Source organism: Spiroplasma chinense (genome assembly GCF_008086545.1).
GTDB classification, from domain to species: Bacteria; Bacillota_I; Bacilli_A; order Mycoplasmatales; family Mycoplasmataceae; genus Spiroplasma_A; species Spiroplasma_A chinense.
The window spans coordinates 476,404-501,900 of record NZ_CP043026.1; the positions used below are offsets into that span (position 1 = coordinate 476,404).

The window sequence follows — 25,497 nt, forward strand, 5'->3', positions numbered from 1 at the left end:
GGTGTAATTATGTCAAGAAAAGGAGTTGTAGCAATAGTTGGTAGGCCAAATGTGGGTAAATCAACATTGTTTAACAGGATCATTCGTGAAAAAAAAGCGATTGTAGAAGATAAACCTGGAGTTACTAGGGATAGAATGTATGGAAACGCAGAATGATTGACAAGACCTTTTATTGTTGTTGACACTGGAGGAATTACACTACAAGATACAGCTTTTGCTAAAGAAATTAAAATGCAAGCAGAAATTGCTATGAAAGAAGCTGATGTAATAGTTTTTGCAATTAACTTTAGAGAAGGAATTACTCTTGAAGATGAAGCTGTTGCAAAAATTTTATACAAAACCAAAAAACCTGTTATTTTAGCAGTAAATAAATATGATAAAAAAGAAAATTTTGATGAATCTTATTCATACATGGCTTTTGGTTTTGGAGAACCTTATTTAATTTCTTCAACCCACGGTATTGGAATAGGGGACTTGTTAGACAAAATAGTTGAACAATTACCTAAATTCAATAATGAAAGTCTTGAAGGAGAAACAAAACTTGCTATTGTAGGTAAACCTAATGTTGGAAAATCAAGTCTTGTAAATTCACTAGTTGGTGAAGAAAGAATGATAGTATCTGATATAGCAGGAACTACAAGAGATGCAGTTGACTCAAAAATAAAAGTTAATGGAATAGAATATACAATCATAGATACAGCTGGTATGAGAAAAAAAGGTCGTATTTATGAAAACCTTGAAAAATATAGTTACTTAAGATCAATGACAAGTATAAATAAAGCAGATATTGTTTTGTTAATGTTAGATTCTAGTTTACCAATAAGTGACCACGATACAAATATCGGGGGGTTTGCATTTGAAGAAAATAAACCTATAATAATAATTGGTAACAAATGAGATTTGGTTAAAGATAAAGAAACCAACACAATGAAGAAAAAGGAACAAGAAATAAAAGCTTATTTCAAGTACCTTAATTATGCAAGTGTGTTGTTTATTTCTGCAAAAGAAAACCAGAGAGTACACAAAATATTTGATGCAGTAGAACTTGTAAAAAACAACATTAAAAAAAGAATTAGAACAAGTTTACTGAATGAAATTTTTAACAAAGCGCAATTAATAAATCCAGCACCAAATCATAATGGTGGAAGATTAAAGATTTATTATGCATCTCAGGTAGAAGCATATCTACCTACATTTATTTTATTTGTGAATAAACCTGAATATGTTCACTTTTCTTATAAAAGATTTTTAGAAAATCAAATAAGATCTCAATTTGATTTTAGTGGAGTTCCAATCACTATAATTTTCAGGGAAAGGAAATAATTATGAAAAAAGCAAAAGTAGCGATAATAGGTACGGGAGCCTATGGTACAGTATTAGCGAATGTACTGGCAGATAATGGTCATGATGTAATAATGTTTGGTATTGAAGAAATGCAAGTTAATGATATTAATAATAACCACCTAAATTCAAGATTTTTCCAAGACCTTTTGATTAATCAAAATATAACTGCAACTATGGATTTTGCAGTAGCTATGGAAAAAGCTGAAGTTGTTATTTTATCAACACCAACTTTTGCGTTGGATGCAAGTATCGATAACATAATAAAATATGGTAAACGTGAAATGCATGTTGTAAATGTTGCAAAAGGGCTTGATGGTGATAACCTTGATGTTTTAAGTAAAAAAATCAAAGAAAAACTTAAAGGAACAGGTGTTATGAAGTCTTATGGGGCAATTTATGGACCATCCGTGGCTATTGAAGTTATTATGAGAAAACCTACTTGTGTAATGAGTTGTAATGAGGATATAAGCATTGCAAATTACATTGCAGAATTATTCTCAAATGAATATTTCATAGTTCAAAGTACTGATGATATCATTGGTTGTGAAATAGCTGCAGCTCTTAAAAATACAGTTGCTATTGCAAGTGGTATTTTACACGGTTTTGCAGGAGCAGATAATGCAAAAGCTTCATTAATTACTATTGGAAATGCAGAAATTTATCAAATTGCAAAAATGTTTGGAGCAAGACTTGAAACATTTATGAACTTTGCAACACTTGGAGATCTTATTTTAACTGCTTCATCTACTAAATCTCGTAACTTTTCGTTAGGAGTTCAAATTGCTGAAAGAGATAATGCAGAATTGGTTCTAAAATCACATAAAAACACTGTTGAAGGGGTAGCTTCTTGTGAATTAGCCTATAAAATAGTGAAAAAACTTAAAATTTCCTCACCATTATTTGAAATAATGTACAAAATACTATACAATAAGGGTAAGCCTAGTGTATTAATACAAGATTTGTTTAGGTACGCTAAGGTAGTATAGATATAAGGGGTAGATAACCATGACTAAAAAAGAATTATCTGAAAAATTATCAGCTGAATTTGAAACTTCAAAAGTTGAAGCTGAAAAAATGGTAAACTTCATTTTTGATACAATTTCATCAACTTTAGTAAGTAGAGAAGAAGTTGCTATCGCAGGATTTGGAAAATTCGTGACAAGCGAAAGAGCTGCACGTGAAGGGGTAAACCCATCAACTGGAGCAAAAATCCAAATTGCTGCAACTACTGTTGCAAAATTTAAAGTTGCAAAACAACTTAAAGAAGCTGTGGCTAAATAATTCAATTTAATCACTTATATTAAAAGGTTGCCTGGCAACCTTTATTTTTATGTAGATTGGGGTCTTGTTAATGTTTGAACTTTTAAAAAAGGGTTTACTAAAGAAAAGAACATTACTAATTTTGAATTACGCAAAATTAGACATTAGTGAAAACCAATTGGCAATTCTTTTATTAATTATGGAATTGTCAGATGAAGATCAAAAAAACTTCACTCCATCTCAATTGGCAAAGTACATGTCAATTGACAAAGAAGTAATTGATAAAGAGATAAGTAAACTTCTTGTTAATAACTTAATTAAACTTGAAAGCAAAGGTAAAAAAACAGTTTTAAACTTTACACCACTTTTTAGTAAGTTAATAGTTATCTTAGAAGAAGAAAACTCAAAATTGAATACAGATAACTCTTATGTATTTATTGAAGATATGATTGGAATTAAATTATCTTCAGAAAATATTGAAGAAATCGATTCTTTCATAGAAAAAGGTCTATCTAAACCAAAAATAATGTCAATAATAAATGAAAATAATATAAAAACTTATGCAGAACTTAAAAAAGTTTTAGATAAGTTCTTAAAAACTAATGCAATACAAATAACTAGATTTAACTGATTAAATGATTAATGAAAGTTATAATGTTTAGTTTTAAATTATCAAACTCTAATAAATACCCATTTTCAATGAATCATTGATAGGGTATTTTTTTCTTTAAATTTTTTGTCAACATTTGAATAGGCAAGCCAAAAAAACTGTTTTCTTTATGAAAGTAAACTATAAGAAAAGATGCACCCCCAAGTTGAAAAATAGTATTTAATTTACTTCTTTGATTTTCTTTCAAATTATTTAGATTAAAGTAATCTAACTCTGTTTCTTTTGCTTCAAACTCAATGTAAATTCCTTTATATAAACCAATATAATCACAAAGATCATTTTTCTTAGCTTTTGAAGTAATAATGTTTTTGTTTACCTCTATTATTGAAGAATTAACAGGCATTTTCCTAATTAATAAGCCTTCTTTCTCATAATCTTCTATATTTGTATTTAAAACTGTTTCTAAAAACATTCCTTTATTTTTTATTATCATTTTATTTCACCTCACTATTACTATCGTCATGTTTTTTGTATTTATGTACAAAAAATAAAAAAATGTTTAAATTTATATATTAAAATCAATTGTAAAGGGGAGAAAAACAATGGCTAATTATATTAAATTAACAAAACAAGAAATTTTAGAAAAAGATTTCGAAGTAGAATACAAGGGTTATAAAGTTGAAGATGTTGATGCTTTTTTAGATATGATATCTGAAGACTATAAATTATTTGCAGAAAATGAAGCAAAAAAAGATAGAAAGATCCAAGAACTTGAAATTGCTTATAATCAACTTCAAGAAGAACATACTAACGTTTTAGCGGCTTTAAAACTTACAAAACAACAACAAGAAGAGCTTGCAAAACAAGGACTTTCAAGTAGTGCGTTAGTAAAAAGAATTTCTATGCTAGAAAAAGCAAATAGTGAAAAAGATTAGTATAAAATAATAAGTGAGATTAGTTTTGAATCAATCGCTATATTTGAAAAATAATATAGAGGAAACTCCACGCTTGCACATTCTGCGATGAATGTAGTGTTTGTGCTAAGGGAAAAAATAACCTTAGGCATTGCTTTGCAATGACGACCGAGATTAGCCTAAGTGATTTATCATATGGCAAAGCTCTTAAAGTGCCACAGAGACGATTAGCTAGAAATAGTGAAATGGAACGGGTAAACTCCACAAGCAAGAAACTCAAATTTTGGTAGAGGAGCTAAGAGACAGGGAATTGAACCTGTTTCTTGGATTGTGCTTATGCACGATAGATAGATGATTGATGCGCGCAAGCGATACAGAACGTGGGTTACGACAAACTATCTCACCATCTTTTTTAAGGACTTACTTATATGAAATATTTATTTGATTATTTGAAAAAACACAATTTAAAATTATCAACTTGTGAATCATTTACAGGGGGAATGTTTGCAAACCAATTTACAAACATTCCTGGAGCAAGTAACTTTTTTACGGGTTCTTTTGTTTGTTATTCAAATGATTTTAAAATAGAACAAGTAAATATTGACCAAGAAGTAATTAAAAAATATAGTGAGGTCTCACAAGAAACATTACAGTTAATGTTAAAAAATACTCAAGAAGCACTAAAAACAGATATTTGTTTTGCTTTTACTGGGTGAGCAACTCCAATTGACAAAACTAACAAAAATAGTGGTTTAAGCTATGTTGGTTTTTTGTTAAAGGATAAAATATTTATGTTTGAATTTATAATCAAACATAATTTTTCAAGAAAAAAATATAAAAAAAGAGCAATAAAATTTGTTTTAAAAGAATTTAAAAAAGTTTCATAATTTTGTACATTTTTTTCAAAACCATGACGATAGTTATAGTGGAGGAAAAAATAATGAGAAAAGAAATTATAGAAAACAACGAAGGGTTGGTGTTAGGAATGGCAAACGATATATATGATGATCCAAATTTTAAAGCTGTTTTAAAAGACATCGAAAAAACCTTCGGAAAAGGATCAATTATGAGACTTGGAGATAAAGCAAATCAATACATTGAAGCTTTACCAAGTGGAAGTTTCTTAATTGATAGAGCAATTGGAATTGGAGGTTATCCAAAGGGTAGAATTGTAGAAATATATGGACCAGAATCAAGTGGTAAAACTACACTATCTTTACACGCAATTGCAGAATCGCAAAAACTTGGAGGAAGAGCAGCATTCATTGATGCAGAACATGCTTTAGATCCAAGATATGCTAAAAATTTAGGAGTAGACATTGAAAACTTAATTGTAGCTCAACCAGATTCAGGAGAACAGGCATTAGACATTTTAGAGATGCTTGTAAAATCAAGTACTTTAGATATTGTTGTAATTGATTCAGTTGCAGCTTTAGTACCTAAAGCTGAATTGGATGGAGAAATGTCTGACCAACAAATTGGTTTACAAGCTAGATTAATGTCAAAAGCTTTAAGAAAACTAAATGGTATTATTTCAAAGACAAATACAACTGTTATCTTTATAAATCAATTAAGAGAAAAAGTTGGTATTATCTTTGGTAACCCCGAAACTACACCTGGAGGAAGAGCTTTAAGATTCTACTCTTCAGTTAGATTAGAGGTAAGAAAAGGTGAAAGTATTACAACTAATGGTGAAGTAACTGCAAATAGGGTAAAAATCAAAGTTGTAAAAAATAAAGTAGCGCCACCATTTAAAAATTGTGTTATTACTATTGCTTATAATAAAGGAATAGAAAAAGACAATGAAATAGTTGAAATGGCAACATTGTACAATGTTCTTACAAAAGCTGGTGCTTGATACTCTTATAATGATGAAAAAATTGGACAAGGAAAAGAATCTGTAAAAGAATGATTTGTTCAAAATCCAGATAAATACCAAGAAATTCAAGACAAAATTATAGAATTGATAAAGTAGCAATATAACGCCCATTTTAAGGCGTTTTTTTAATGCTGTTTTAAAAAACTTTTTTTATTTTTTTTGAAACTTTTTTTAAGGTAGTGTTCATAGGGTTTAAGAGCAGTATTTAAAGAACTTATAAGTGTAGTGCTTGGACTTTATTATTTATAAAAGGTAAAATTATAACCATATAGGGAGGGCTAAATATATGAAGAAATTACTAAATTTATTAGCAATTACTACCATAGTTTCTTCGGCATCAAGCGCAGTTGTTGCTTGTGGCGCAGGAATTAAGGACCCATATAATCTGTTAGGTGATGATGAAAATACTTACAAAACAGGTGATGAATGAACTGGTGACTCATCAGCAAATTCTGAATTAGGGGCAATAAAATCAAACTCTATAAAAAACCAAGATTGACAAGAAGTTTTAAGTACAAATTATTCTAACACTTCTAGAAGTGTTAGAAGTGAATCTGATATTTGAAATACTTCAACATTAGCAGATAAAGATCTGTTAACAAATAAATTAAGCAATGAATTAGAATTTACACCATATGCAGATATGGGAATAGTAGAAGATACAGCAGAATACTTAATGAAAGAAAGAGGAAAATCTTCTGGAGTTAGAGCTGAAGCTGAAGCATCAATTATTAAACATGGTGCAGAAAATATTGTTTATAACGATCTGGGTGAAATCTCAGGAAATAAAGAAGTTATCACTGATGCTTCTGAAATAACTTTAGGATTTATGCAAAATGCATCAGATACTGGAGAACTTGTACCAATGTGAAATGCAGCACCAGCTGTTGACAAAGTAACTGGAGTTATGGGAAAAGGTATCTTAGATGAAGAAGGTAAAGAAACTGAATATGCAAAATGATTCAATGATAGATATAGAAATTGAACAGGAAAAGATAAAACAAATACTAGATGAGTTGGAAACGACAAAACTGGTAATCTAGATTCTAAAAAATTACGTATATCATTTGGACCTTTTGCAAATTCTTTATGACATACAGCTTGAAAAAATAACAAAACTCCATTGGAGTTAGCAGAAACTATTAAAGCTATTGGTGAAAGATATGAAACTAAGAAATTTGATTTCTATTTTGCAGCACCATATTTATCAAAAAACGGAGATTATGCTGATTCTCAAAGATTATTGGCAAGTGCTCTTAAAATATTATTAGAACAAGATAACGAATTTGATATTCAATTATCACTTGTAATGTCTACAGCTGATGGAATTTCAATTTCTGATGGATTTTTAGGTAATTATTCACCTCATACTAAAGGTGATTTATACCTACTTGGAGATGAAGCATTTCCTTTATATAACTTTACAAAATATTTAGGAATGAACTTTAGACTTAACTTAGTTGCAGGATATACTGATGTTTGAAGTCAAGATCAAAGTGACAGTGAATGAGAACTTAAGTTAATTCAAAGTGGGGTTGAAAAATCTCATGAAAATTGACGTAAAATGTATGATGTTATTTTTGGAAAACAAACTAGTTTAAATGCAAATCAAACTAAAAAAAGAGTAAAAATAACTTCATGAATTGGAAGAAGAGCAGAAGTTGCTGCTTGAAACTTCTCACCTAAAGAAGCTGTGAAACTACGTAGTTGAGCTGCTGAACAAGGACTGGGCGGAGTTGGAATGTTCTATATTTCTAGAGATGTTCCAAGTTTATTTATCGATAATGGTGGAACAAGTAGTGGACAGGCAGATTTAAATGCCTTGAACCAAAATGTTAGATCTGGTTCAGGATTTGAACAATTTACATATGCAAAAGCATTAAATGGAACTATCACTAGTGAAACACCAATACCAGACGAAGCAATTACAAAAGAAGATGTTAAAAAAATCGGGGGAATTGATTACTTTGACGTAATTGATTCAAACGAAGATTTAGATGACTTAGAAGTTGATGAAAATTGAGATGGACCTGGATTTGAAGGTCCTGGGGGAGCTGGACAAACTGAAGGGGGAAAACCTCAAGAAGGAAAAGGTACAAGTTTATATACAACTTGAGCTGAAGCTAACCCAAATAGAAAAACAAATATTGATAAAAAATCAAAAGCAAATGGAAGTACATATTACTCTCCATATGTTGATGCTGGATTATATTCAGGAAATGATATTGCTGGTGTAAAACAAAATGTTAATAATTTTGATAGCATTACATTAGCGTTCGTACAACAAGTAAACTCACACGGTGATTACTTAGATTTATCAATCGCAGGACAACCTTCAAGTGGTGAGGGTTATTCTTGATGAGAGAAATCTCAATTATGAGATAAAATGTTAAAACCTTTAGCAACTGCAAACAAATTACAAAATGTTAAAGTTGCATATGGAGGAGCTACAACAGGGGGAAATACATTTAAAAACCCTTGAACTTTAGAAAATTCTTATAGTAAAACTGAAGCACAAAAAATTCAGGATTTAAGAAAAGCATTTGAAGACTACCAAAACTCATTAGTAAAACTTGCAAATGATAATGGTGTATCAAATGTAAAAATGCCAAAATCAATAGACTTTGATATTGAGGGACATGCTCAAAATCTAAATGAAGACAATAGATTATTGGCAAAAACTTTAGCAACAATGAAAAAAGCAGATAAAACTTGAGATTTCTCAATTACATTACCAGTTTTACCAACAGGTTTAACAAGTGTTGGTTATAACGTAATGAATATATTTGTTGAAGAATTTAAAAAAGCAGGATTAGGTCAAAAAGACTTACCAGTAATTAACTTAATGTTAATGGATTATGGTGATCCAATCTATATTCAAGCTAGAGATCAAGAAAAAATCACTAACTTTGAATTAGCAAGAAGAGCTATGAATGCTACAAAAAATAACTTAGCAACTTCAATTGAAAAAAACTATGGAAGTGTTTCAGTTGGAAATAGTGGTTTATATAAATTGTTAGGTGCAACTCCTATGATTGGGGTAAATGATACTGTTCACGGTGTATTTACTCTTGAAGATGCAAAAGACTTATATAACTGAAGTCAATTAGTTGGTCTTTCTTACATTGGAATTTGATCAATGAATGATGATAGAGGAAAAGAAGGAAATAAACTTGTAAGTAAATCACTTACAAGTCACGGTCTTGCTTACCTTGATGAATATGACTTTAGTAGAGCATTTAGTGGAGATTGAACTAAATCAGTTATTAAACCAAAAGAAAAAGCTTAAAAATATCAATATAAGCAATTACTTTAACTAGTAATTGCTTTTTTATTGCTATAAGCATTTTGTTTGGGCCTCTATTAAGTTATAATAAAAGAGTTGCTAAAGCAACGTTAAAACTACTATGAAAGTAGGTCAAAAATGAAAACAAGTACTAGCATTTTTGTCATTATAACCATTTTATTATCTATCGTTACAACAATTTTAATAGGAGTAGTTTTATATTTATTATTGGGTAGAAAAAGAAAAGTTATATTAGAAAAGACAAAAAATGAAATAAAGAAATTGAAAATGCAATCAATTGCAGAACTTAAGTTTGAAATGGAAAAACTTAAAGATGCAACTGACAAAGAAATTGAAGTTAAAAGAGAACAACTTTCAAAAGATGAGTTAATTTTGGATGAAAAAAAAGCCAAGTATTATAAAAGTTTAGAAGAATTACATGCAAGAGAAGATAAAATAAATGATCAAGAAGCAAACAATAAACTTTTAAAGAAACAATTAATGAAAGAAATCGATGAAGTTAATGATACTTTAAGTGAAGTTGCAAAACTTTCTCAACAAGAAGCAAAAGAGAAAATGTTTGAAATAGTTGAAAAAAGATATGTAAATGAACTTGGAAAACTCTTAAAAGATAGAGAAGATAAAATGAGAGTTGTTGCAGATAATGTAGCAGCAGACATTTTAATCAATGCTATGGAAAGAAGTCATGTTCAAATTACAAATGAAAGAAATACAACACTTTTCAAATTAGATGATGACAAACTAAAAGGGAAAATAATTGGTAGAGAGGGACGTAATTTAAGAACCTTTCAACAATTTGGGGGAATTGACATTGTAATTGACGAAACACCAAATAGTGTTTTAATCTCCTCTTTTAATCCAATCAGAAGATTGATAGCTTTTAGAACATTAGAATCTTTAATTAGAACTGGTAAATTAAACCAGGTTTCAATCGAAGAAACTTTGTTGTATGAAGAAGAAAAATTAGAACAAACATTTAAAACTGAAGGATATGAAATTATAAAAGATTTAGATATTTATGATTTCCCTGAAGAGGTTATTTTAAACATTGCTAAATTAAAATATCGTTACAGTTACGGTCAAAATGTTTTGCAACATAGTATTGAAGTTGCAAAACTTTCAAAAAACATTGCAGAAGAATTTAACTTAGATACAGATTTAGCTCTAAGAGCTGGATTACTTCACGATATTGGTAAAGCATTAGACTTTGAACAAGAAGGAACTCACGTTACTCTTGGTGTAGAGTTGTTAAGAAAATATCGTTTCAACGATATTATTGTTAACAGTGTTGAATCTCATCATGAAGATGTTGAAAAAAAATCTATTTATGCACATATAGTTTCAATTGCAGATGCAGTAAGTGCTGCAAGAAGAGGTGCTCGAAGCAATGGAGCAGATATTTATTTTGCAAGAATGAAAGAAATAGAAGATGAATGTAATAAGTTTGAGGGAGTTATTAAAACTTATGCAATTCAATCTGGAAGACAAATAAGAATCTTAATAAACCCTGAAGTTATTGATGATTATCAAATGAAAAATTTATTAAAAGAAATAACTGAAAGAGTTAAACAAATTAATAAGACTCCAGGAGAGGTAAATATTACTTTGATACGTGAGTCAAGAGAAACAGCTAAAATTTAAGAGGAATGTTATTATGAATTATAAAAAAAGTTTGAGAGTGGTAAAAAGATATCACTATAATTGATGAAAAATTATTATGATGGTTTTATTATTTCCCATAGTTCTGTTTTTAAGTTTTTTATGTTCTAAAATATTTATTGGATATTTATTTAAATATAAAAGAGTAGGTAAAAACAGAAAAGGAATTGAACTTAATAGTTATGAAGAACTATTAAATGAAATTAAAATTAAAAAAATTGAAAACTTTAACATTGACAAATCGATGATAAAGGAAGTAAATATTGGACCAAGTTCAAAACAAATAAGTGCATTAATTATTGAACATAAAGATTTTAAATCTAATAAATGAATTGTAGGATTACATGGGTTTAAAAGAAATAAATACGTGGCTTTAAGAAACGTATTTTATTTCTATGAGAAGGGTTACAACATAATCACTTTTGATTCTTATGCTCACGGTAACACTTATGGAACAAAGTCTGACTTTGGTAAAAGTAATGCTGAAGTTTTAAATTCTCTAGTTGAATGACTTAAAAGTGTAAAACAAGTTGATGAAATTGGTGTCTTTGGTGTAAGTATGGGTGCTACAACTTCACTATACTTTGCAAAAGAACATTATTTAGAAAATGAAGTTAACTGATTAATAGCTGATTGTGGTTTCAGTGGAGCTGTACCACAAATCAGATACTTCTTAAAAAAATATGTAAAACTTCCTTGATGATTAATGTCTTTAGGAATTAATACAAACTTTAGAAACTATACTAAAGTAAATATAAGAGATGTAGATCTTTTAAAACCATATGATAGTGTAAAAGATTTAAAAATTTTATTTATCCATGGTAAAAAAGATGACTTTATACCATATCAAAATAGTATAGTTATGCATAAACTAAAAACTGACAAAGAAGTTGATAATGTTTCTAAACTAGTTTTATTTGATAATGCAAAACATTCTAGCTCTTTTCATTTCAATCAAGAGCAATATAAAAATGAAATATATGATTTCCTAAGATTAAATTAAAACGACTTTTAAATTTAAAAAAAATTTTAGTTAAAAAAACTTATAAAATTATTTTATCTTAGGGGGTAGCAATGAAGACTGCAATAATTATTGACTCTTCTTGTACTTTTAGAAATTGAAAAGATGAAAAAGATGTTCATCTTGTTCCATTAACTATAGTTACAGAAGACCAAAAAAATATCGATGACAATTTAGAATTTACACCAGATGACTTTTACTCATTGAATGAGGAACAAGTTTTAAAAACTTCTCAATCAATCGTGGGAAGCATGTTAGGAAAATGAGATGAACTTTTAAAAGAATACGACAATGTAATTTGTATTTTAATCTCAAAAGGTTTATCAGGACAATACAATACTTACAAAATGTTTAGTAATGAAGATGAATACAAAGAGAGAGTATTTGTTGTAGATACAAATGGAGTAAGTATTGTAAATGACAGACAAGTAGCTTTTGCTTTAGAATTAATTAAACAAGGAAAAACACCAAAAGAAATTGTTGGATTTTTAGAAGAAAAATACAGTGACTTTAAAGGATACATTATTCCAAAAAGTTTAAAACAATTAGTTCGTGGAGGAAGAATTACAAAAGCTGCAGCGGGTCTTGCAAAGATTTTAAAAATTAATCCAATCTTAAACTATAACGGAGTTATAGATAAAGAAGGAAAAGCAAGAACTTTTAAAAAAGCTGTTGAAGAAGCTTTAGATAAAATTGCCAAAGAAAATAGTGGAGAGTTTGTAGTTGATGTTGCTCACTCAAGAACAGATCAAGAAAACTTAGATCTTGTAAATCAATTAATGGCTGAAAAAGGATTAAAATTAGGAAAAATAGATGAATTACCTAATGTAATTGTTTGTCATACAGGAACTGATACTTTTGCATTTATCCCATATGTTGGATAAAACAAACTAAATATATAAAACACTGACATTTATTGTCAGTGTTTTTTTATCTAATATTTTTAATTGAAATGCAAAATTTGTGTTTTATATTGATTATATAGAAAAAAATACTAAATTACACAAAAAATTTAAAAAAAATTATCTTTTTTCTAAAAAAGGTATTATTATATATACATATAGATAAGGAATGGATGAAGAAAAAATTAATTTTTAATATTTTTATGTTATCAAACATTGCGATAACACCTACTTTGGCAATGTATTCAATATTACCGACAGATAAGGTATTTCTTGATAAAGAAGTTGAAAAGACATTGAAAAACTATATATTAACAAACTCAATCATAAAAGACAATTATGATTTACTAATATATGAAGGTAAAAAATATAAAAATATCAATGAAATTATTAATTCCATACTAATTAAGAATCCTATACTAACCGAAAAAACATTTAGCAATCCAGATAAAATAATAAGTAATTTTTAAACTAATGAAATAGATGGTTCCAAGCTATTGAGTTATGATGCAAGTAAATTAAGAAAAGTATTTGTAAATTCAAGAGGGAAAATAGTTCTACCAAGTTGTTTTGAAACTAACATACAAAACTGCATAAATAGTTAATTAAGTTCTGAAAAAAGAGTTGTAAATTCATATTTAAACTCTGGTTTATTTAAACCCAAGTATACCTATGATTTTTTAGAAGATTTAGGAAGAAAACAAAACATTATAAACATGTCAATGTTTAACAAAACAATGATCTTTGAATATATTTGAAGTATACTTGCAAATAAATTAACTGATATGAGAATAAAAGACAACATAATAAAAGATGATTGATTATATGGAGAAAGAACTGGCAGTTTAAATATGGATTATGCATATTCTTATGTAAATCAAAATAGTAAATTTCAAGAATCATTACAAAATGCTTCAGGAAACATTTCTTTAAAGGATGATTTTAATTTTTCATATAATGGAGTTAATTTTACAACTCAATTAGAAAATTGAGTTAACAATTTTTATGCTATGGCTTTTGAAAATAATAATGGAATACCATTGCAAAGAATGTACTATGTCCATGACAAAAATGATATTACAAAGTTTTCAGATGTTTTTGGAAATAATATAGCTTCGTCAATTGGACAAGCTAAAAAAATTGCTTCAGAAAGAGATAATAAGATTCTTGTCAAAAGATATCATATGTATGACATCAATGGAGAAGAAACAATAATAAATGAATCTGATGAAAATAAAGTTGTAGAAACTTTAAAAAAACAAATAAATTTATCAAGCAAATTTGTCCATAAGGATGAACTAAAAAAATTAGCTGATCAAAAAACTGATGTAACAGATTTAGTTACAACAAAAGAAAATTATGTTTTTACATTTAAAGCTAGTAATGGAAGACAAATGTATTTCAAAGATTATAAAAGTGCAAGAGCAATTTTTGAAAATCAAATTTCATTAATTGCAGGAATTAGTGAAAAGAATATTAAAAATTTCACATATTCAATGTTTATTGGTGAAAAGAAAAATGTTTATTCTTTTACCAATGAGACTAATTTAAATGATTTAGTAAAACAAATTTATAGTGATTTGCAAAGAAGCAAGAAAAGAGGAGAATAAGTTATGAAAAAATTATTATCTATTTTAGCAATATCAAGTTTAATTGCAACAACAAGTGTTAATGTTGTTGCTTGTAATAATGAAAGTAATGACAATAAAGTCACACCAGACCCAATACCTGAAGTTGTTAAAACTCGATTTAGTGACAAAGAATATGATGATGCGCTTGGAACTTTTAGTTTTGAACAAAGAGGTGAAGGTATAACATTAACATCAAATGAGCAAAAAACAGCTTTTCGTTGGGATACTCCAACCGAAAAAGCTTACTCAATAAACTTATCAAAAGAAGAAATGGACGATGTATTCATTTTACCTTTCGATCTTGAATTAGAAACCAGTATTGAAAAACCTTTTGATAATGAAATTATTAGTTTAATTACTTTTAATTCGAATCAAATAGATGGAGAATTTGGGTATTGAGCTGATTTTTGATATAAAGTTGGAAAAAAATCAAGAGAAGGTTTAACTGTTAATGATAGAAAAAATGCAGAAATTTTAAGAGCAACACAATGACAATACGATACTATTTCAAATAAAAAAAATGTAGTTAAAAGAGATTATGTTATTGAATCTAGCGATGGCACTACTCTTACAATGACAGTCTTAATAGTTGTACAAGATTATTTAACATCAACTTTTTTATTTAATGGAAGACAGATGTTTGAAAACTTTATAAGAGATGAAAAATATAAAGATTTTTTTGGAAATGTCGAATACAGTTTAACTGAAGGAGCTATTTTTCTAGGAGTTATATTATCAGACCCTTTAGATTTTTATGAAAAAATTAACGGTATTAGTATGGCAGATAATTATAAAGAATATTTTGAAAAACTATTTAATGACTTAAGAGAAGAAGTTTTAAATTCTAATCCCGATTTAAAAGACTATTTATTTGAAATAAATGAAACCGAACTTAGCGATGGTGAAGATACAATTTATACTGGTGTAAGCGTGGATATTAAAACTAAAAGAAAAAAAGGAGTTAATACTAATAATAGTATGCGTATAGGTATGTCAGGTCCTGAAAAAACTTTATAATTTTATAAAAACTTATTCTTAACAAAACAATGATCTTTGAATATATTTGATGTATACTTGCAAATAAATTAACTGATATGAGAATAAAAGACAACATAATAAAAGATGATTGATTATATGGGGAAAGAACTGGAAGTTTAAATATGGATTACGCATATTCTTATGTAAATCAAAATAGTAAATTTCAAGAATCATTACAAAATGCTTCAGGAAACATTTCTTTAAAAGATGATTTTAACTTTTCTTATAATGGAGTTAATTTTACAACTCAATTAGAAAATTGAGTTAACAATTTTTATGCTATGGCTTTTGAAAACAATAATGGAATACCATTGCAAAGAATGTACTATGTCCATGACAAAAATGATATTACAAAGTTTTCAGATATTTTTGGAAACAATATAGCTTCGTCAATTGGACAAGCTAAAAAAATAGCTTCAGAAAGAGATAATAAGATTCTTGTCAAAAGATATCATATGTATGATATCAATGGAGAAGAAACTATTATAAATGAGTCTGATGAAAATAAAGTTGTAGAAATTTTAAAAAAACAAATAAATTTATCAAGCAAATTCGTCCATAAGGATGAACTAAAAAAATTAGTGGATCAAAAAACTGATATAACAGATTTAGTTACAACAAAAGAAAATTATGTTTTTACATTTAAAGCTAGTAATGGAAGACAAATGTATTTTAAAGATTATAAAAGTGCAAGAGCAATATTTGAAAATCAAATATCTTTAATTGCGGGAATAAGTGAAAAGAATATTAAAAATTTTACTTATTCTATGTTTATTGGCGAAAAGAAATATGTGTATTCTTTTACCAATGAAACTAATTTGAACGATTTAGTAAAACAAATTTATAACGATTTGCAAAAAATCAAGAAAAGAGGAGAATAAGTTATGAAAAAATTATTATCTATTTTAGCAATATCAAGTTTAGTTGCAACAACAAGTGTAAATGTTGTCGCTTGTAATGAAAAAAACGACAAAGACAAAACAATGCCAGACCCAATACCTGAAGTTGTTAAAACTCGATTTAGTGATAAAGAATATGATGATGCACTAGGAACTTTTAGTTTTGAACAAAAAGCTGATGGAATTAAATTAATTTCTAACGAACAAAAAACAGCTTTTGGTTGAAATTCTTCAACAGAAAAAGCCTATTCAATAGATTTATCACAAGAAGTTATGGATGATATATTCATTTTACCTTTCGACTTAGAACTAGAAACTAGTTTAGAAAAACCTTTTGATAATGAAATGATTAGTTTAATTACTTTTGACCCAGACAGAATCTATAATGACTATGCTTATTGGTCTCAATTCTGATATGAGGCAGGATTAAAGTCTAGAGAGGGTACAATTGTTAATAATAGAAGATATGCAGAAACTTTAAGGACAAATGAATGGCAGTCAAATCCTAGTCATTATAAAGAAAATGTAATTAGAAGAGATTATGATATTGAGTCTAGAGATGGCACAACCCTTACGATGACGGTCTTAATTGTTGTGCAAGATTATTTAACATCAAGTTATTTATTTAATGGTAAAAATATGTTAGAAAATTTTATAAGAAATGAAAAATACTCTGATTTTTTTGGAAATGTAGAATTTAGTTTAAGACTATCAGAATATTTATGATTTAATCACCCAGATATTTTAGATTTTACAAAAGAAATTGAAGGAAAACAAATGATAGAGCATTTTAAAACTTATATTTTGAACGGGTTTAATGATTTGAGAAAACAAATTCTAGATTATAATTCAAAATTAGCTGATTACTTATTTAGTGTAGATGAATATACTTTAGATGATGGTCATGAAAGCTCTTATACATCTTTCAGACTTGATATAAGAACCTCAAGAAAAAAAGGTACTAATTTAAATAAGGAAATGCTTGTTCTGTTAAGTGGACCCAAAAAAGATTAAAAAGTATTTTTATTAGATGGAAGATACTTTCCAGATTATGAATCTGCTTACCAACAACTTTTAAAAAACATTGTTGTAAAAGTTGTTGAAAAGGGACCAAGATATTACTTTATTAAAGGTCAAGTAAATGATAAACAAGAAGACAAAGAAAAACTAATAGAAGACTTTTATCAAAATGCAATAAAAAATAATAAAGTACAAGATAGATACACAGATTATTTTGGAGAAACTTTTGATACAAAAGAAGCTGCCTTCTTATCTATGGAAAGAAAAATAAATGATGAAAAGAATTTAAGTAAGTTCTATTCTTATAGATTTGGAAGTTCTATAGACAATGTTGTTTACTACAAAACTGAACAAGAAATAAAAGAATTTGTAGATGATATTACAGATATTGAAAGTAAAACGGTAAGTATTACTGAATTAATTTCAAATACAAACTTTGATTCTCTATATGATTTAGATAATTTTGATCAAACAATATACTCATTTAATTTATATGGAATGGAGTATTACTATAAAGATAAAACAAATGCTTATTTTGCAATTTATAAATTATTAAATTACAAAAACAGTTTAGTACTAACAGAGTTTAGAACTTATACCTTAAACGATTTAAGTTTTGAAAATATATTAGAATACATATCTTATCTTGAAGAAAAAATTACCGAAACTAAGAGAGGTGATTTATATGTTTAAAAATAAATTAACCTTAATGTTAATGAGTTTAACAGTTGGATATGCAACTGTTGCAAACAGTATTACTTTTGTAAATAGTTCTGACTTAGTAAAAAGAATGATAAAAGAAGATATAGAAAGAAACTCTATACAAGTTAGTAATGAAAAAAAGTATCTTTACAATAATGAAGAATTTAGTAATAGAGATAGTATTGTACAAAAAGAACTTTTAAAAAATCCAATTACTGCTCAAAAAACTTTAAGTGACCCTTTAAAAATAGTTGCAAACCATGCAACTAACGAGTTGGATGGTTCACAAGTTTATGGAACAAAAGCAGAAGACATGGTAAAGGTATATGAAAATGCCTTAGGAAAAGCTGTTCTTCCAAGTTGTTATGAATACAACTTGGATGGTTGCGTTCAAACTGGTATAGAATCTAAAACTAGAGCTTTAAATAGTTTTACAAACAAAGGTTTATTAAAACCTAAATATTCTTATGATTATGTAAACTGATTTGACTCTGTTGAAGAAGCAGACATTGACTTTACAAGAGCAAATTATGATGTAAGTGAATCTTTGTTTTACCATTACAATGGACAATACTTTAATGCATTTAATGCAGAAGATAATAAAAGAATGAAATCACAACTGACTAAAGGATATTGATTCGGTGGGTTTGGAGATGAATATTTTGATAAAGATGATATAAAAGATGTCTTTAAAAAAGGTTTTTATTATCCTGATTATTACTTTATAGACTACTTTAAACAAAATTTTAAGGATTACTTCACAGATGCCAATTTTAACTCGGGTTTAGTACCTAAAATAGTTGATTTTAAAAGAAACTTTAAAATAAAATTGAAACCAGGAATATCACCAGATCATTTAGAACAGTGACTTGTAAGTGAACAAAATGATTTTGATTCTTTAACAATTAATGATAAAAATAAAAAAGAATTAATTATTAATGTAGGTAATGGTAATGATCAATTTGATTTCAAAAACTTTGAAAAACAATTTAAAAATAAGGACAACTGAATTCCTGAAATTGAGCATGCCACTTGTTGACCAATTACAACGGACACAAAAAGAGTAAATAGATTCAAATTTTCTATTGATAACGGCGAAGGAGGATCAGTGGAACTAAAGTTAATGTTAGATACTCACAAAGATGGCGAAAATGGATGTCCTATTGGTTTCAATGATACTGATTATAAAAATATAGAAATAGAGCCCATTTACGAAGAGGATGACTTCAAATTTAGTTGAAATAATGATGCCCAAATGTTTAATGATATAAAAAAAATCTACGAACTTGGTGAATTGAATTCAAAAAAACTTATAGACTACATTTATGGAGAACAAATTAAACAAAGAACTGAAGATTACGGTCCTAATGATTTTTTAGAAGATTTAGGAAGAAAACAAAACATTATAAACATGTCAATGTTTAACAAAACAATGATCTTTGAATATATTTGAAGTATACTTGCAAATAAATTAACTGATATGAGAATAAAAGACAACATAATAAAAGATGATTGATTATATGGGGAAAGAACTGGAAGTTTAAATATGGATTACGCATATTCTTATGTAAATCAAAATAGTAAATTTCAAGAATCATTGCAAAATGCTTCAGGAAATATTTCTTTAAAAGATGATTTTAACTTTTCTTATAATGGAGTTAATTTTACAACTCAATTAGATAATTGAGTTAACAATTTTTATGCTATGGCTTTTGAAAACAATAATGGAATACCATTGCAAAGAATGTACTATGTCCATGATAAAAATGATATTACAAAATTTTCAGATATTTTTGGAAATAATATAGCTTCGTCAATTGGACAAGCTAAAAAAATAGCTTCAGAAAGAGACAATAAGATTCTTGTCAAAAGATATCATATGTATGATATCAATGGGGAAGAAACAATAATAAACGAATCTGATGAAAATAAAGTTGTTGAGACTTTAAAAAAACAAATTAATTTATCAAGCAAATTCGTCCATAAGGATGAACTAAAAAAATTAGCTGACCAAAAAACTGATGTAACAAATTTAGTAACATCAAAAGAAAATTATGTCTTTACATTTAAAGCTAGTAATGGAAGACAAATGTATTTTAAAGATTATAAAAGTGCAAGAGCAATTTTTGAAAATCAAATCTCATTAATTGCAGGAATTAGTGAAAAGAATATTAAAAAATTCACTTATTCAATGTTTATTGGTGAAAAGAAAAATGTTTATTCTTTTACCAATGAAACTAATTTAAACGATTTAGTAAAACAAATTTATAGTGATTTGCAAAGAAGCAAGAAAAGAGGAGAATAAGTTATGAAAAAATTATTATCTATTTTAGCAGTATCAAGTTTAATTGCAACAACAAGTGTTAATGTTGTTGCTTGTAATAATAAAAATATTGAGAAAAATATCACACCAGACCCAATACCAGAAGTTGTTAAAACTCGATTTAGTGACAAAGAGTACGATGATGCGCTTGGAACTTTTAGTTTTGAACAAAATGGTGAAGGAATTACATTAACTTCAAAAAATCAAAAAACTGCTTTTGGTTGAAATTCCTCAACTGAAAAAGCATACTCAATTAACTTATCAAAAGAAGTAATGAATGATATATTCATTCTACCTTTTGATATTGAATTAGAAACTAGTATTGAAAAACCTTTTGATAATGAAATTATTAGTTTAATTACATTTAATCCAAAACAAATTGAGGAACAAGGAGGTTATTGATCTAAATTTTGAAGTGAAGCTGGAGATAAATCAAGAGAAGGTTTGACTGTTAATGATAGAAGACATGCAGAAATTTTAAGAGCGACACAATGGCAATCAAATGCAATACACAATAGAAAAAATGTAGTTAGAAGAGATTATGACATTGAGTCTAGTGAAGGCACTACTCTTACAATGACAGTCTTAATAGTTGTACAAGATTATTTAACATCGACTTATTTATTTAATGGAAGACAGATGTTTGAAAACTTTATAAGAGATGAAAAATATAAAGATTTTTTTGGAAATGTCGAATATAGTTTAACTGAAGGAGCTATATTTTTAGGAGTTAGATTATCAGACCCTTTAGACTTTTATGAAAAAATTAACGGTATTAGTATGGCAGATAATTATAAAGATTATTTTGAAAAACTATTTAATAACTTAAGAGAAATAGTTTTAAATTCTAATCCTGATTTAAAAGACTATTTATTTGAAATAAATGAAACCGAGCTTAGTGATGGTAAAGATACAACTTGAACTGGAGTGAGTGTGAATATTAAAACAAAAAGAAAAAAAGGAGTTAATACTAATAATAGTATGCGTATAGGTATGTCAGGTCCTGAAAAAACTTTATAATTTTATAAAAACTTATTCTTAACAAAACAATGATCTTTGAATATATTTGAAGTATACTTGCAAATAAATTAACTGATATGAGAATAAAAGACAACATAATAAAAGATGATTGATTATATGGGGAAAGAACTGGAAGTTTAAATATGGATTATGCATATTCTTATGTAAATCAAAATAGTAAATTTCAAGAAGCATTGCAAAATGCTTCAGGAAACATTTCTTTAAAAGATGATTTTAACTTTTCTTATAATGGAGTTAATTTTACAACTCAATTAGATAATTGAGTTAACAATTTTTATGCTATGGCTTTTGAAAACAATAATGGAGTACCTTTACAAAGAATGTACTATGTTCATGACAAAAATGATATTACAAAGTTTTCAGATATTTTTGGAAACAATATAGCTTCGTCAATTGGACAAGCTAAAAAAATTGCTTCAGAAAGAGATAATAAGATTCTTGTCAAAAGATATCATATGTATGATATCAATGGAGAAGAAACAATAATAAATGAATCTGATGAAAACAAAGTTGTAGAAACTTTAAAAAAACAAATAAATTTATCAAGCAAATTTATCCATAAGGATGAACTAAAAAAATTAGCTGATCAAAAAAACTGATGTAACAGATTTAGTTACAACAAAAGAAAATTATGTTTTTACATTTAAAGCTAGTAACGGAAGACAAATGTATTTTAAAGATTATAAAAGTGCAAGAGCAATTTTTGAAAATCAAATTTCATTAATTGCAGGAATTAGTGAAAAAAATATTAAAAATTTCACATATTCAATGTTTATTGGTGAAAAGAAATATGTTTATTCTTTTACCAATGAAACTAATTTAAACGATTTAGTAAAACAAATTTATAAAGATTTACAAAGAATTAAGAAAAGAGGAGAATAAGTTATGAAAAAATTATTATCTATTTTAGCAATATCAAGTTTAATCGCAACAACAAGTGTTAATGTTCTTGCTTGTAATAATGAAAATATTGACAAAAATATCACACCAGACCCAATACCTAAATATGCTAAAACTCGATTTAGTGACGAAGAGTATGATAATGCTATTGGAACTTTTAGTTTTGAACAAAACGGTGAAGGTATAACGCTAACTTCTAAAGAACAAAAAACTGCTTTTGGTTGAAATTCCTCAACCGAAAAAGCTTACTCAATAAACTTATCAAGAGAGGTAATGGAAGATATATTCATTTTACCTTTTGATATAGATTTAGAAACTAGTATTGAAAAACCTTACGATAATGAAATTATTAGTCTAATTACTTTCAACCCAGAACAAATTGAGAGTCAAGGAAGTTATTGATCAAAGTTTTGAGATAAAGTAGGAGATAAATCAAAGGAAGGGACTGTAGTTAATGATAGAAAACATGCAGAAATACTAAGAAGCACCAAATGACAATCAATTGCAATACATTATAGAAAAAATGTAATTAAAAAAAATTATGAAGTTGAATCTAAGGACGGCAGAACTATGATGATGACGGTTTTTATAGTTGTTCAAGACTATTTAATATCAAGTTATTTATTTAATGGAAGACAGATGTTTGAAAACTTTATAAGAGATGAAAAATATAAAGATTTTTTTGGGAATGTGGAATTCAGTTTAATTGAAGGAGCAGCCTATTTAGCGGTTATAACGTCAGAACCTTTTGATTTTTTTAAAGAAATTAACGGTGTAAGTATGGCATTAAATTATAAAGATTATTTCGAAAAACTTTTTAATGACTTAAGAGAAAAAATTTTAGAGTTAAATCCTAACTATGAGGATTATTTATTTAAATTAGACTATTCTAAACTTAGTAATGGTGATAATACAAATTATACCGGTGTAAGTCTGTTTATTAATGCAACAAGAAAAAAAGGCTTAAATATTAATTACAATATGTATATCGTTATTTCAGGACCTAAAAAAACTGTATAATTTTATAAAATTTTATTCTCAACAAAATAATAATTCTTGAATATTTTTGAAGTATACTTACATATAAATAATAGATATGAGAGTAAAAGATAATTTTATCTCTCCATATAACAAAGTTAACTTTACAAAAAAATCTATGTAAAAAAACTTTAACTATTGACATTTTTTCACCCTAATAAAAAGAGGAGGAAAAAATTGAAACAAATATTTATAAATAATATTAAAAACAAATATCTTCAAATTAGTTTTGTGATTATATTTTTGATATTCTCATTTACTTTTTTGACGGTGTTTTTAATTTATAAGTTTAGTGATGACTTTTCAAATAATTCTAATTTAGAAAATACATCTTTCTTAATGAACTATGAATTTGAAAGAATAAATTGAATTATGTGAATATTATTAACACCACTGTTAATAATAAGTCCATTGCTTACCTCATATAAATTAATTAATAAAAGTAATAATTATTATTTTGGAATAATGTCGGTTGTAAAGTTTTACTGTCTATACTTATTAATAAATATTCTTTATATTTTAGTTTTTATAATTAGTTTTCATCTTGTGTTTTTTGGTTTTTTTACAGGAACTTATATTTTGTTTATAAATTATTCATTATCACAATTTATAGGTTTAATAATTACATACTTAATATTAAGTGTAATTATATATGCCATATATATAATTACTAATTTAAAAACTTTTGTAATTTCAAGTTCTGTTTTAATTTTATTTGCATTACCTGTTATAAATTTTGTATCTAACCTAAATGGTTCATTTAATAGTGGTGAAAGTTATCAGTATAAATATACTGATAACGAAGGAAATGATACAGAAATAAGTTTTTCAAATTACGATGTAATTATGATAAATGATTTTCTAAATCATTTTGATGTTAATTATAATGATTTAGAAAAAAATAAAGAAGAAATAAAATTAAAATTAAATCAAATTTGTAGTAGTGATGAAACAAATATTTATATAGAAAAAGAATATATACATTATATTTGTAAGTTAGAACAAAAAGCTGTTGAAGCAAATTATCAAGCTGAAAAGGGAGTTAACTTAATATGAAAGAATATTTTAAATAATGAAGATGGTTATATAAAATATGGAGATATTATTGAATGATTTAAAGAACCGAGCAATTATGAAATAGGGGTTGAAAAGATACACAATGCCTTTGAAGATTTTGAATTTGATTTTGTAACTGAAGGTTTACGAAATCTTTTAAGAAATATTTATTTTGATAAAGAAAATATTATCAAAGTTGAGAGTGGAAATGCTTCTAGTGAATATGAATCACTAGTTATTTTTCTTAAAAATATATTTTATTATTATTTAATAAACTATATTGAAGACCCATTAAAAATTGATGAAATAACAAAACACAGTTTTGGTTTTGTTATAAAAAGATTTTTGAATTCTAAAATATTTGATTCAACATATTTTAATCATATCCTTAATTCATTTTTGTGGTTAAAACCTGAAACAAGGTTTAAAGGAGAAAATGAAATAATAGTTAAAAGTGGGTATAGTTTAAAAAACCTAGATCTTTATTTTAAAAACTATTACAATCCTATTATTTATGCAAATATATTAAATTTAAATGGAATTAATTTAGAACAATTTGCAAAACTAAAAAAATTTAGAGATTTAAAAATTAACCAACAAATATTTAGTATTACAAATTATCCTAATAATATTGCACACTCAGCTTTAAACTATTATAAAAATAAATATATAAGAATAGGTAATACTATTGGTAGTGACAATTTTATTAATAAAATTGATGGTAAACTTTTGATTAATAACTTAGACTTGCAAGATAATAAACAATTTTTTTCAGATAATAAGGTTTCAATAAAAGCTTATGAGTTACAAATTATAATTTTTGTAATCTTATATATTATTGGTTTTTCACTCATGTTATTTTCAACAAAAATAAAATCAAGAGATGTATGACATTCTAGAAGTTTTCCTGTTGTTATATAGTAATTGTTTTAAAAATACATTAGTATTTTTGA

24 protein-coding genes and 1 other RNA gene are annotated in these 25,497 nt (G+C 26.8%); 24 read left to right on the forward strand and 1 reads right to left on the reverse strand.

Annotated features, from left to right (window positions below; all coding sequences use genetic code 4):
- Nucleotides 1-9 precede the first annotated feature (9 nt).
- The 4 genes from der to SCHIN_RS02215 all read left to right on the forward strand — a co-directional run bounded on the left by der (nt 10) and on the right by SCHIN_RS02215 (nt 3,247).
- Nucleotides 10-1,323 (forward strand): ribosome biogenesis GTPase Der, encoded by a 1,314-nt coding sequence (gene der, locus SCHIN_RS02200; RefSeq protein WP_166508008.1) that lies wholly within the window; start codon nt 10-12, stop codon nt 1,321-1,323.
- A gap of 2 nt (nt 1,324-1,325) precedes the next feature.
- The gene (locus SCHIN_RS02205) at nt 1,326-2,330 is read left to right on the forward strand and encodes an NAD(P)H-dependent glycerol-3-phosphate dehydrogenase (RefSeq protein WP_208057195.1); all 1,005 of its coding nucleotides are present in this window, start codon (nt 1,326-1,328) and stop codon (nt 2,328-2,330) included.
- A gap of 19 nt (nt 2,331-2,349) precedes the next feature.
- The gene (locus SCHIN_RS02210) at nt 2,350-2,625 is read left to right on the forward strand and encodes an HU family DNA-binding protein (protein WP_166508009.1); all 276 of its coding nucleotides are present in this window, start codon (nt 2,350-2,352) and stop codon (nt 2,623-2,625) included.
- Nucleotides 2,626-2,695: 70 nt separating this feature from the next.
- Nucleotides 2,696-3,247: a DnaD family protein gene (locus SCHIN_RS02215; protein ID WP_166508010.1), complete on the forward strand. Its 552-nt coding sequence runs from the start codon at nt 2,696-2,698 to the stop codon at nt 3,245-3,247.
- On the opposite strand, the gene SCHIN_RS02220 is transcribed toward SCHIN_RS02215, so the two are convergent.
- Complete coding sequence (locus tag SCHIN_RS02220) at nt 3,228-3,707, reverse strand: Holliday junction resolvase RecU (RefSeq protein WP_166508011.1); 480 nt, start codon at nt 3,705-3,707, stop codon at nt 3,228-3,230. The two genes, SCHIN_RS02215 and SCHIN_RS02220, sit on opposite strands and share 20 nt — an antisense overlap.
- 109 nt (nt 3,708-3,816) lie before the next feature.
- On the opposite strand from SCHIN_RS02220, the gene SCHIN_RS02225 reads away from it, so the two are divergent.
- From SCHIN_RS02225 to SCHIN_RS02320, 20 genes are all read left to right on the forward strand, one after another.
- Nucleotides 3,817-4,149: a DivIVA domain-containing protein gene (locus SCHIN_RS02225; RefSeq protein ID WP_166508012.1), complete on the forward strand. Its 333-nt coding sequence runs from the start codon at nt 3,817-3,819 to the stop codon at nt 4,147-4,149.
- 22 nt (nt 4,150-4,171) lie between these two features.
- Nucleotides 4,172-4,522: RNase P RNA component class B (gene rnpB / locus SCHIN_RS02230), an RNA gene on the forward strand.
- 34 nt (nt 4,523-4,556) lie between these two features.
- Entirely contained in the window at nt 4,557-5,015 is a 459-nt protein-coding gene (locus tag SCHIN_RS02235) for a CinA family protein (RefSeq protein ID WP_166508013.1), read from the forward strand.
- A 98-nt stretch (nt 5,016-5,113) separates the two neighbouring features.
- Nucleotides 5,114-6,103: a recombinase RecA gene (gene recA, locus SCHIN_RS02240; protein ID WP_208057202.1), complete on the forward strand. Its 990-nt coding sequence runs from the start codon at nt 5,114-5,116 to the stop codon at nt 6,101-6,103.
- Nucleotides 6,104-6,293: 190 nt separating this feature from the next.
- Complete coding sequence (locus SCHIN_RS02245) at nt 6,294-9,296, forward strand: glycoside hydrolase family 18 protein (RefSeq protein ID WP_166508015.1); 3,003 nt, start codon at nt 6,294-6,296, stop codon at nt 9,294-9,296.
- A gap of 135 nt (nt 9,297-9,431) precedes the next feature.
- Nucleotides 9,432-10,955 carry an Rnase Y domain-containing protein gene (locus SCHIN_RS02250; protein WP_166508016.1) on the forward strand — a complete coding sequence of 508 codons (1,524 nt, stop codon included), beginning with the start codon at nt 9,432-9,434 and terminating at the stop codon, nt 10,953-10,955.
- Between the two features lie 13 nt (nt 10,956-10,968).
- On the forward strand, nt 10,969-11,976 hold the full coding sequence (locus SCHIN_RS02255; RefSeq protein WP_166508017.1) for an alpha/beta hydrolase: 1,008 nt from the start codon (nt 10,969-10,971) through the stop codon (nt 11,974-11,976).
- A 71-nt stretch (nt 11,977-12,047) separates the two neighbouring features.
- On the forward strand, nt 12,048-12,878 hold the full coding sequence (locus SCHIN_RS02260; RefSeq protein ID WP_166508018.1) for a DegV family protein: 831 nt from the start codon (nt 12,048-12,050) through the stop codon (nt 12,876-12,878).
- A 191-nt stretch (nt 12,879-13,069) separates the two neighbouring features.
- A complete protein-coding gene (locus SCHIN_RS02265; RefSeq protein ID WP_166508019.1) occupies nt 13,070-13,366 on the forward strand; it encodes a hypothetical protein in 297 nt (98 codons plus the stop codon).
- 252 nt (nt 13,367-13,618) lie between these two features.
- The gene (locus tag SCHIN_RS02270) at nt 13,619-14,506 is read left to right on the forward strand and encodes a hypothetical protein (RefSeq protein ID WP_166508020.1); all 888 of its coding nucleotides are present in this window, start codon (nt 13,619-13,621) and stop codon (nt 14,504-14,506) included.
- Nucleotides 14,507-14,509: 3 nt separating this feature from the next.
- Complete coding sequence (locus SCHIN_RS02275; RefSeq protein WP_166508021.1) at nt 14,510-15,544, forward strand: lipoprotein; 1,035 nt, start codon at nt 14,510-14,512, stop codon at nt 15,542-15,544.
- 29 nt (nt 15,545-15,573) lie between these two features.
- Complete coding sequence (locus SCHIN_RS02280) at nt 15,574-16,446, forward strand: hypothetical protein (protein ID WP_166508022.1); 873 nt, start codon at nt 15,574-15,576, stop codon at nt 16,444-16,446.
- Nucleotides 16,447-16,449: 3 nt separating this feature from the next.
- Nucleotides 16,450-17,478 carry a lipoprotein gene (locus tag SCHIN_RS02285; RefSeq protein ID WP_166508023.1) on the forward strand — a complete coding sequence of 343 codons (1,029 nt, stop codon included), beginning with the start codon at nt 16,450-16,452 and terminating at the stop codon, nt 17,476-17,478.
- Between the two features lie 261 nt (nt 17,479-17,739).
- Nucleotides 17,740-18,177 (forward strand): hypothetical protein, encoded by a 438-nt coding sequence (locus SCHIN_RS02290; protein ID WP_166508024.1) that lies wholly within the window; start codon nt 17,740-17,742, stop codon nt 18,175-18,177.
- The gene (locus SCHIN_RS02295) at nt 18,170-20,491 is read left to right on the forward strand and encodes a hypothetical protein (RefSeq protein WP_166508025.1); all 2,322 of its coding nucleotides are present in this window, start codon (nt 18,170-18,172) and stop codon (nt 20,489-20,491) included. The genes SCHIN_RS02290 and SCHIN_RS02295 overlap by 8 nt, the downstream gene beginning before the upstream one ends.
- A 3-nt stretch (nt 20,492-20,494) precedes the next feature.
- A complete protein-coding gene (locus tag SCHIN_RS02300) occupies nt 20,495-21,529 on the forward strand; it encodes a lipoprotein (protein ID WP_166508026.1) in 1,035 nt (344 codons plus the stop codon).
- A 29-nt stretch (nt 21,530-21,558) separates the two neighbouring features.
- Nucleotides 21,559-22,197, forward strand: coding sequence for a hypothetical protein (locus tag SCHIN_RS02305; RefSeq protein ID WP_166508027.1), 639 nt, complete (start codon nt 21,559-21,561; stop codon nt 22,195-22,197).
- A 19-nt stretch (nt 22,198-22,216) separates the two neighbouring features.
- Complete coding sequence (locus tag SCHIN_RS02310; RefSeq protein ID WP_166508028.1) at nt 22,217-22,432, forward strand: hypothetical protein; 216 nt, start codon at nt 22,217-22,219, stop codon at nt 22,430-22,432.
- Nucleotides 22,433-22,435: 3 nt separating this feature from the next.
- Nucleotides 22,436-23,470, forward strand: coding sequence for a hypothetical protein (locus SCHIN_RS02315; RefSeq protein ID WP_166508029.1), 1,035 nt, complete (start codon nt 22,436-22,438; stop codon nt 23,468-23,470).
- 195 nt (nt 23,471-23,665) lie between these two features.
- A complete protein-coding gene (locus SCHIN_RS02320) occupies nt 23,666-25,465 on the forward strand; it encodes a hypothetical protein (RefSeq protein WP_166508030.1) in 1,800 nt (599 codons plus the stop codon).
- Nucleotides 25,466-25,497 lie beyond the last annotated feature (32 nt).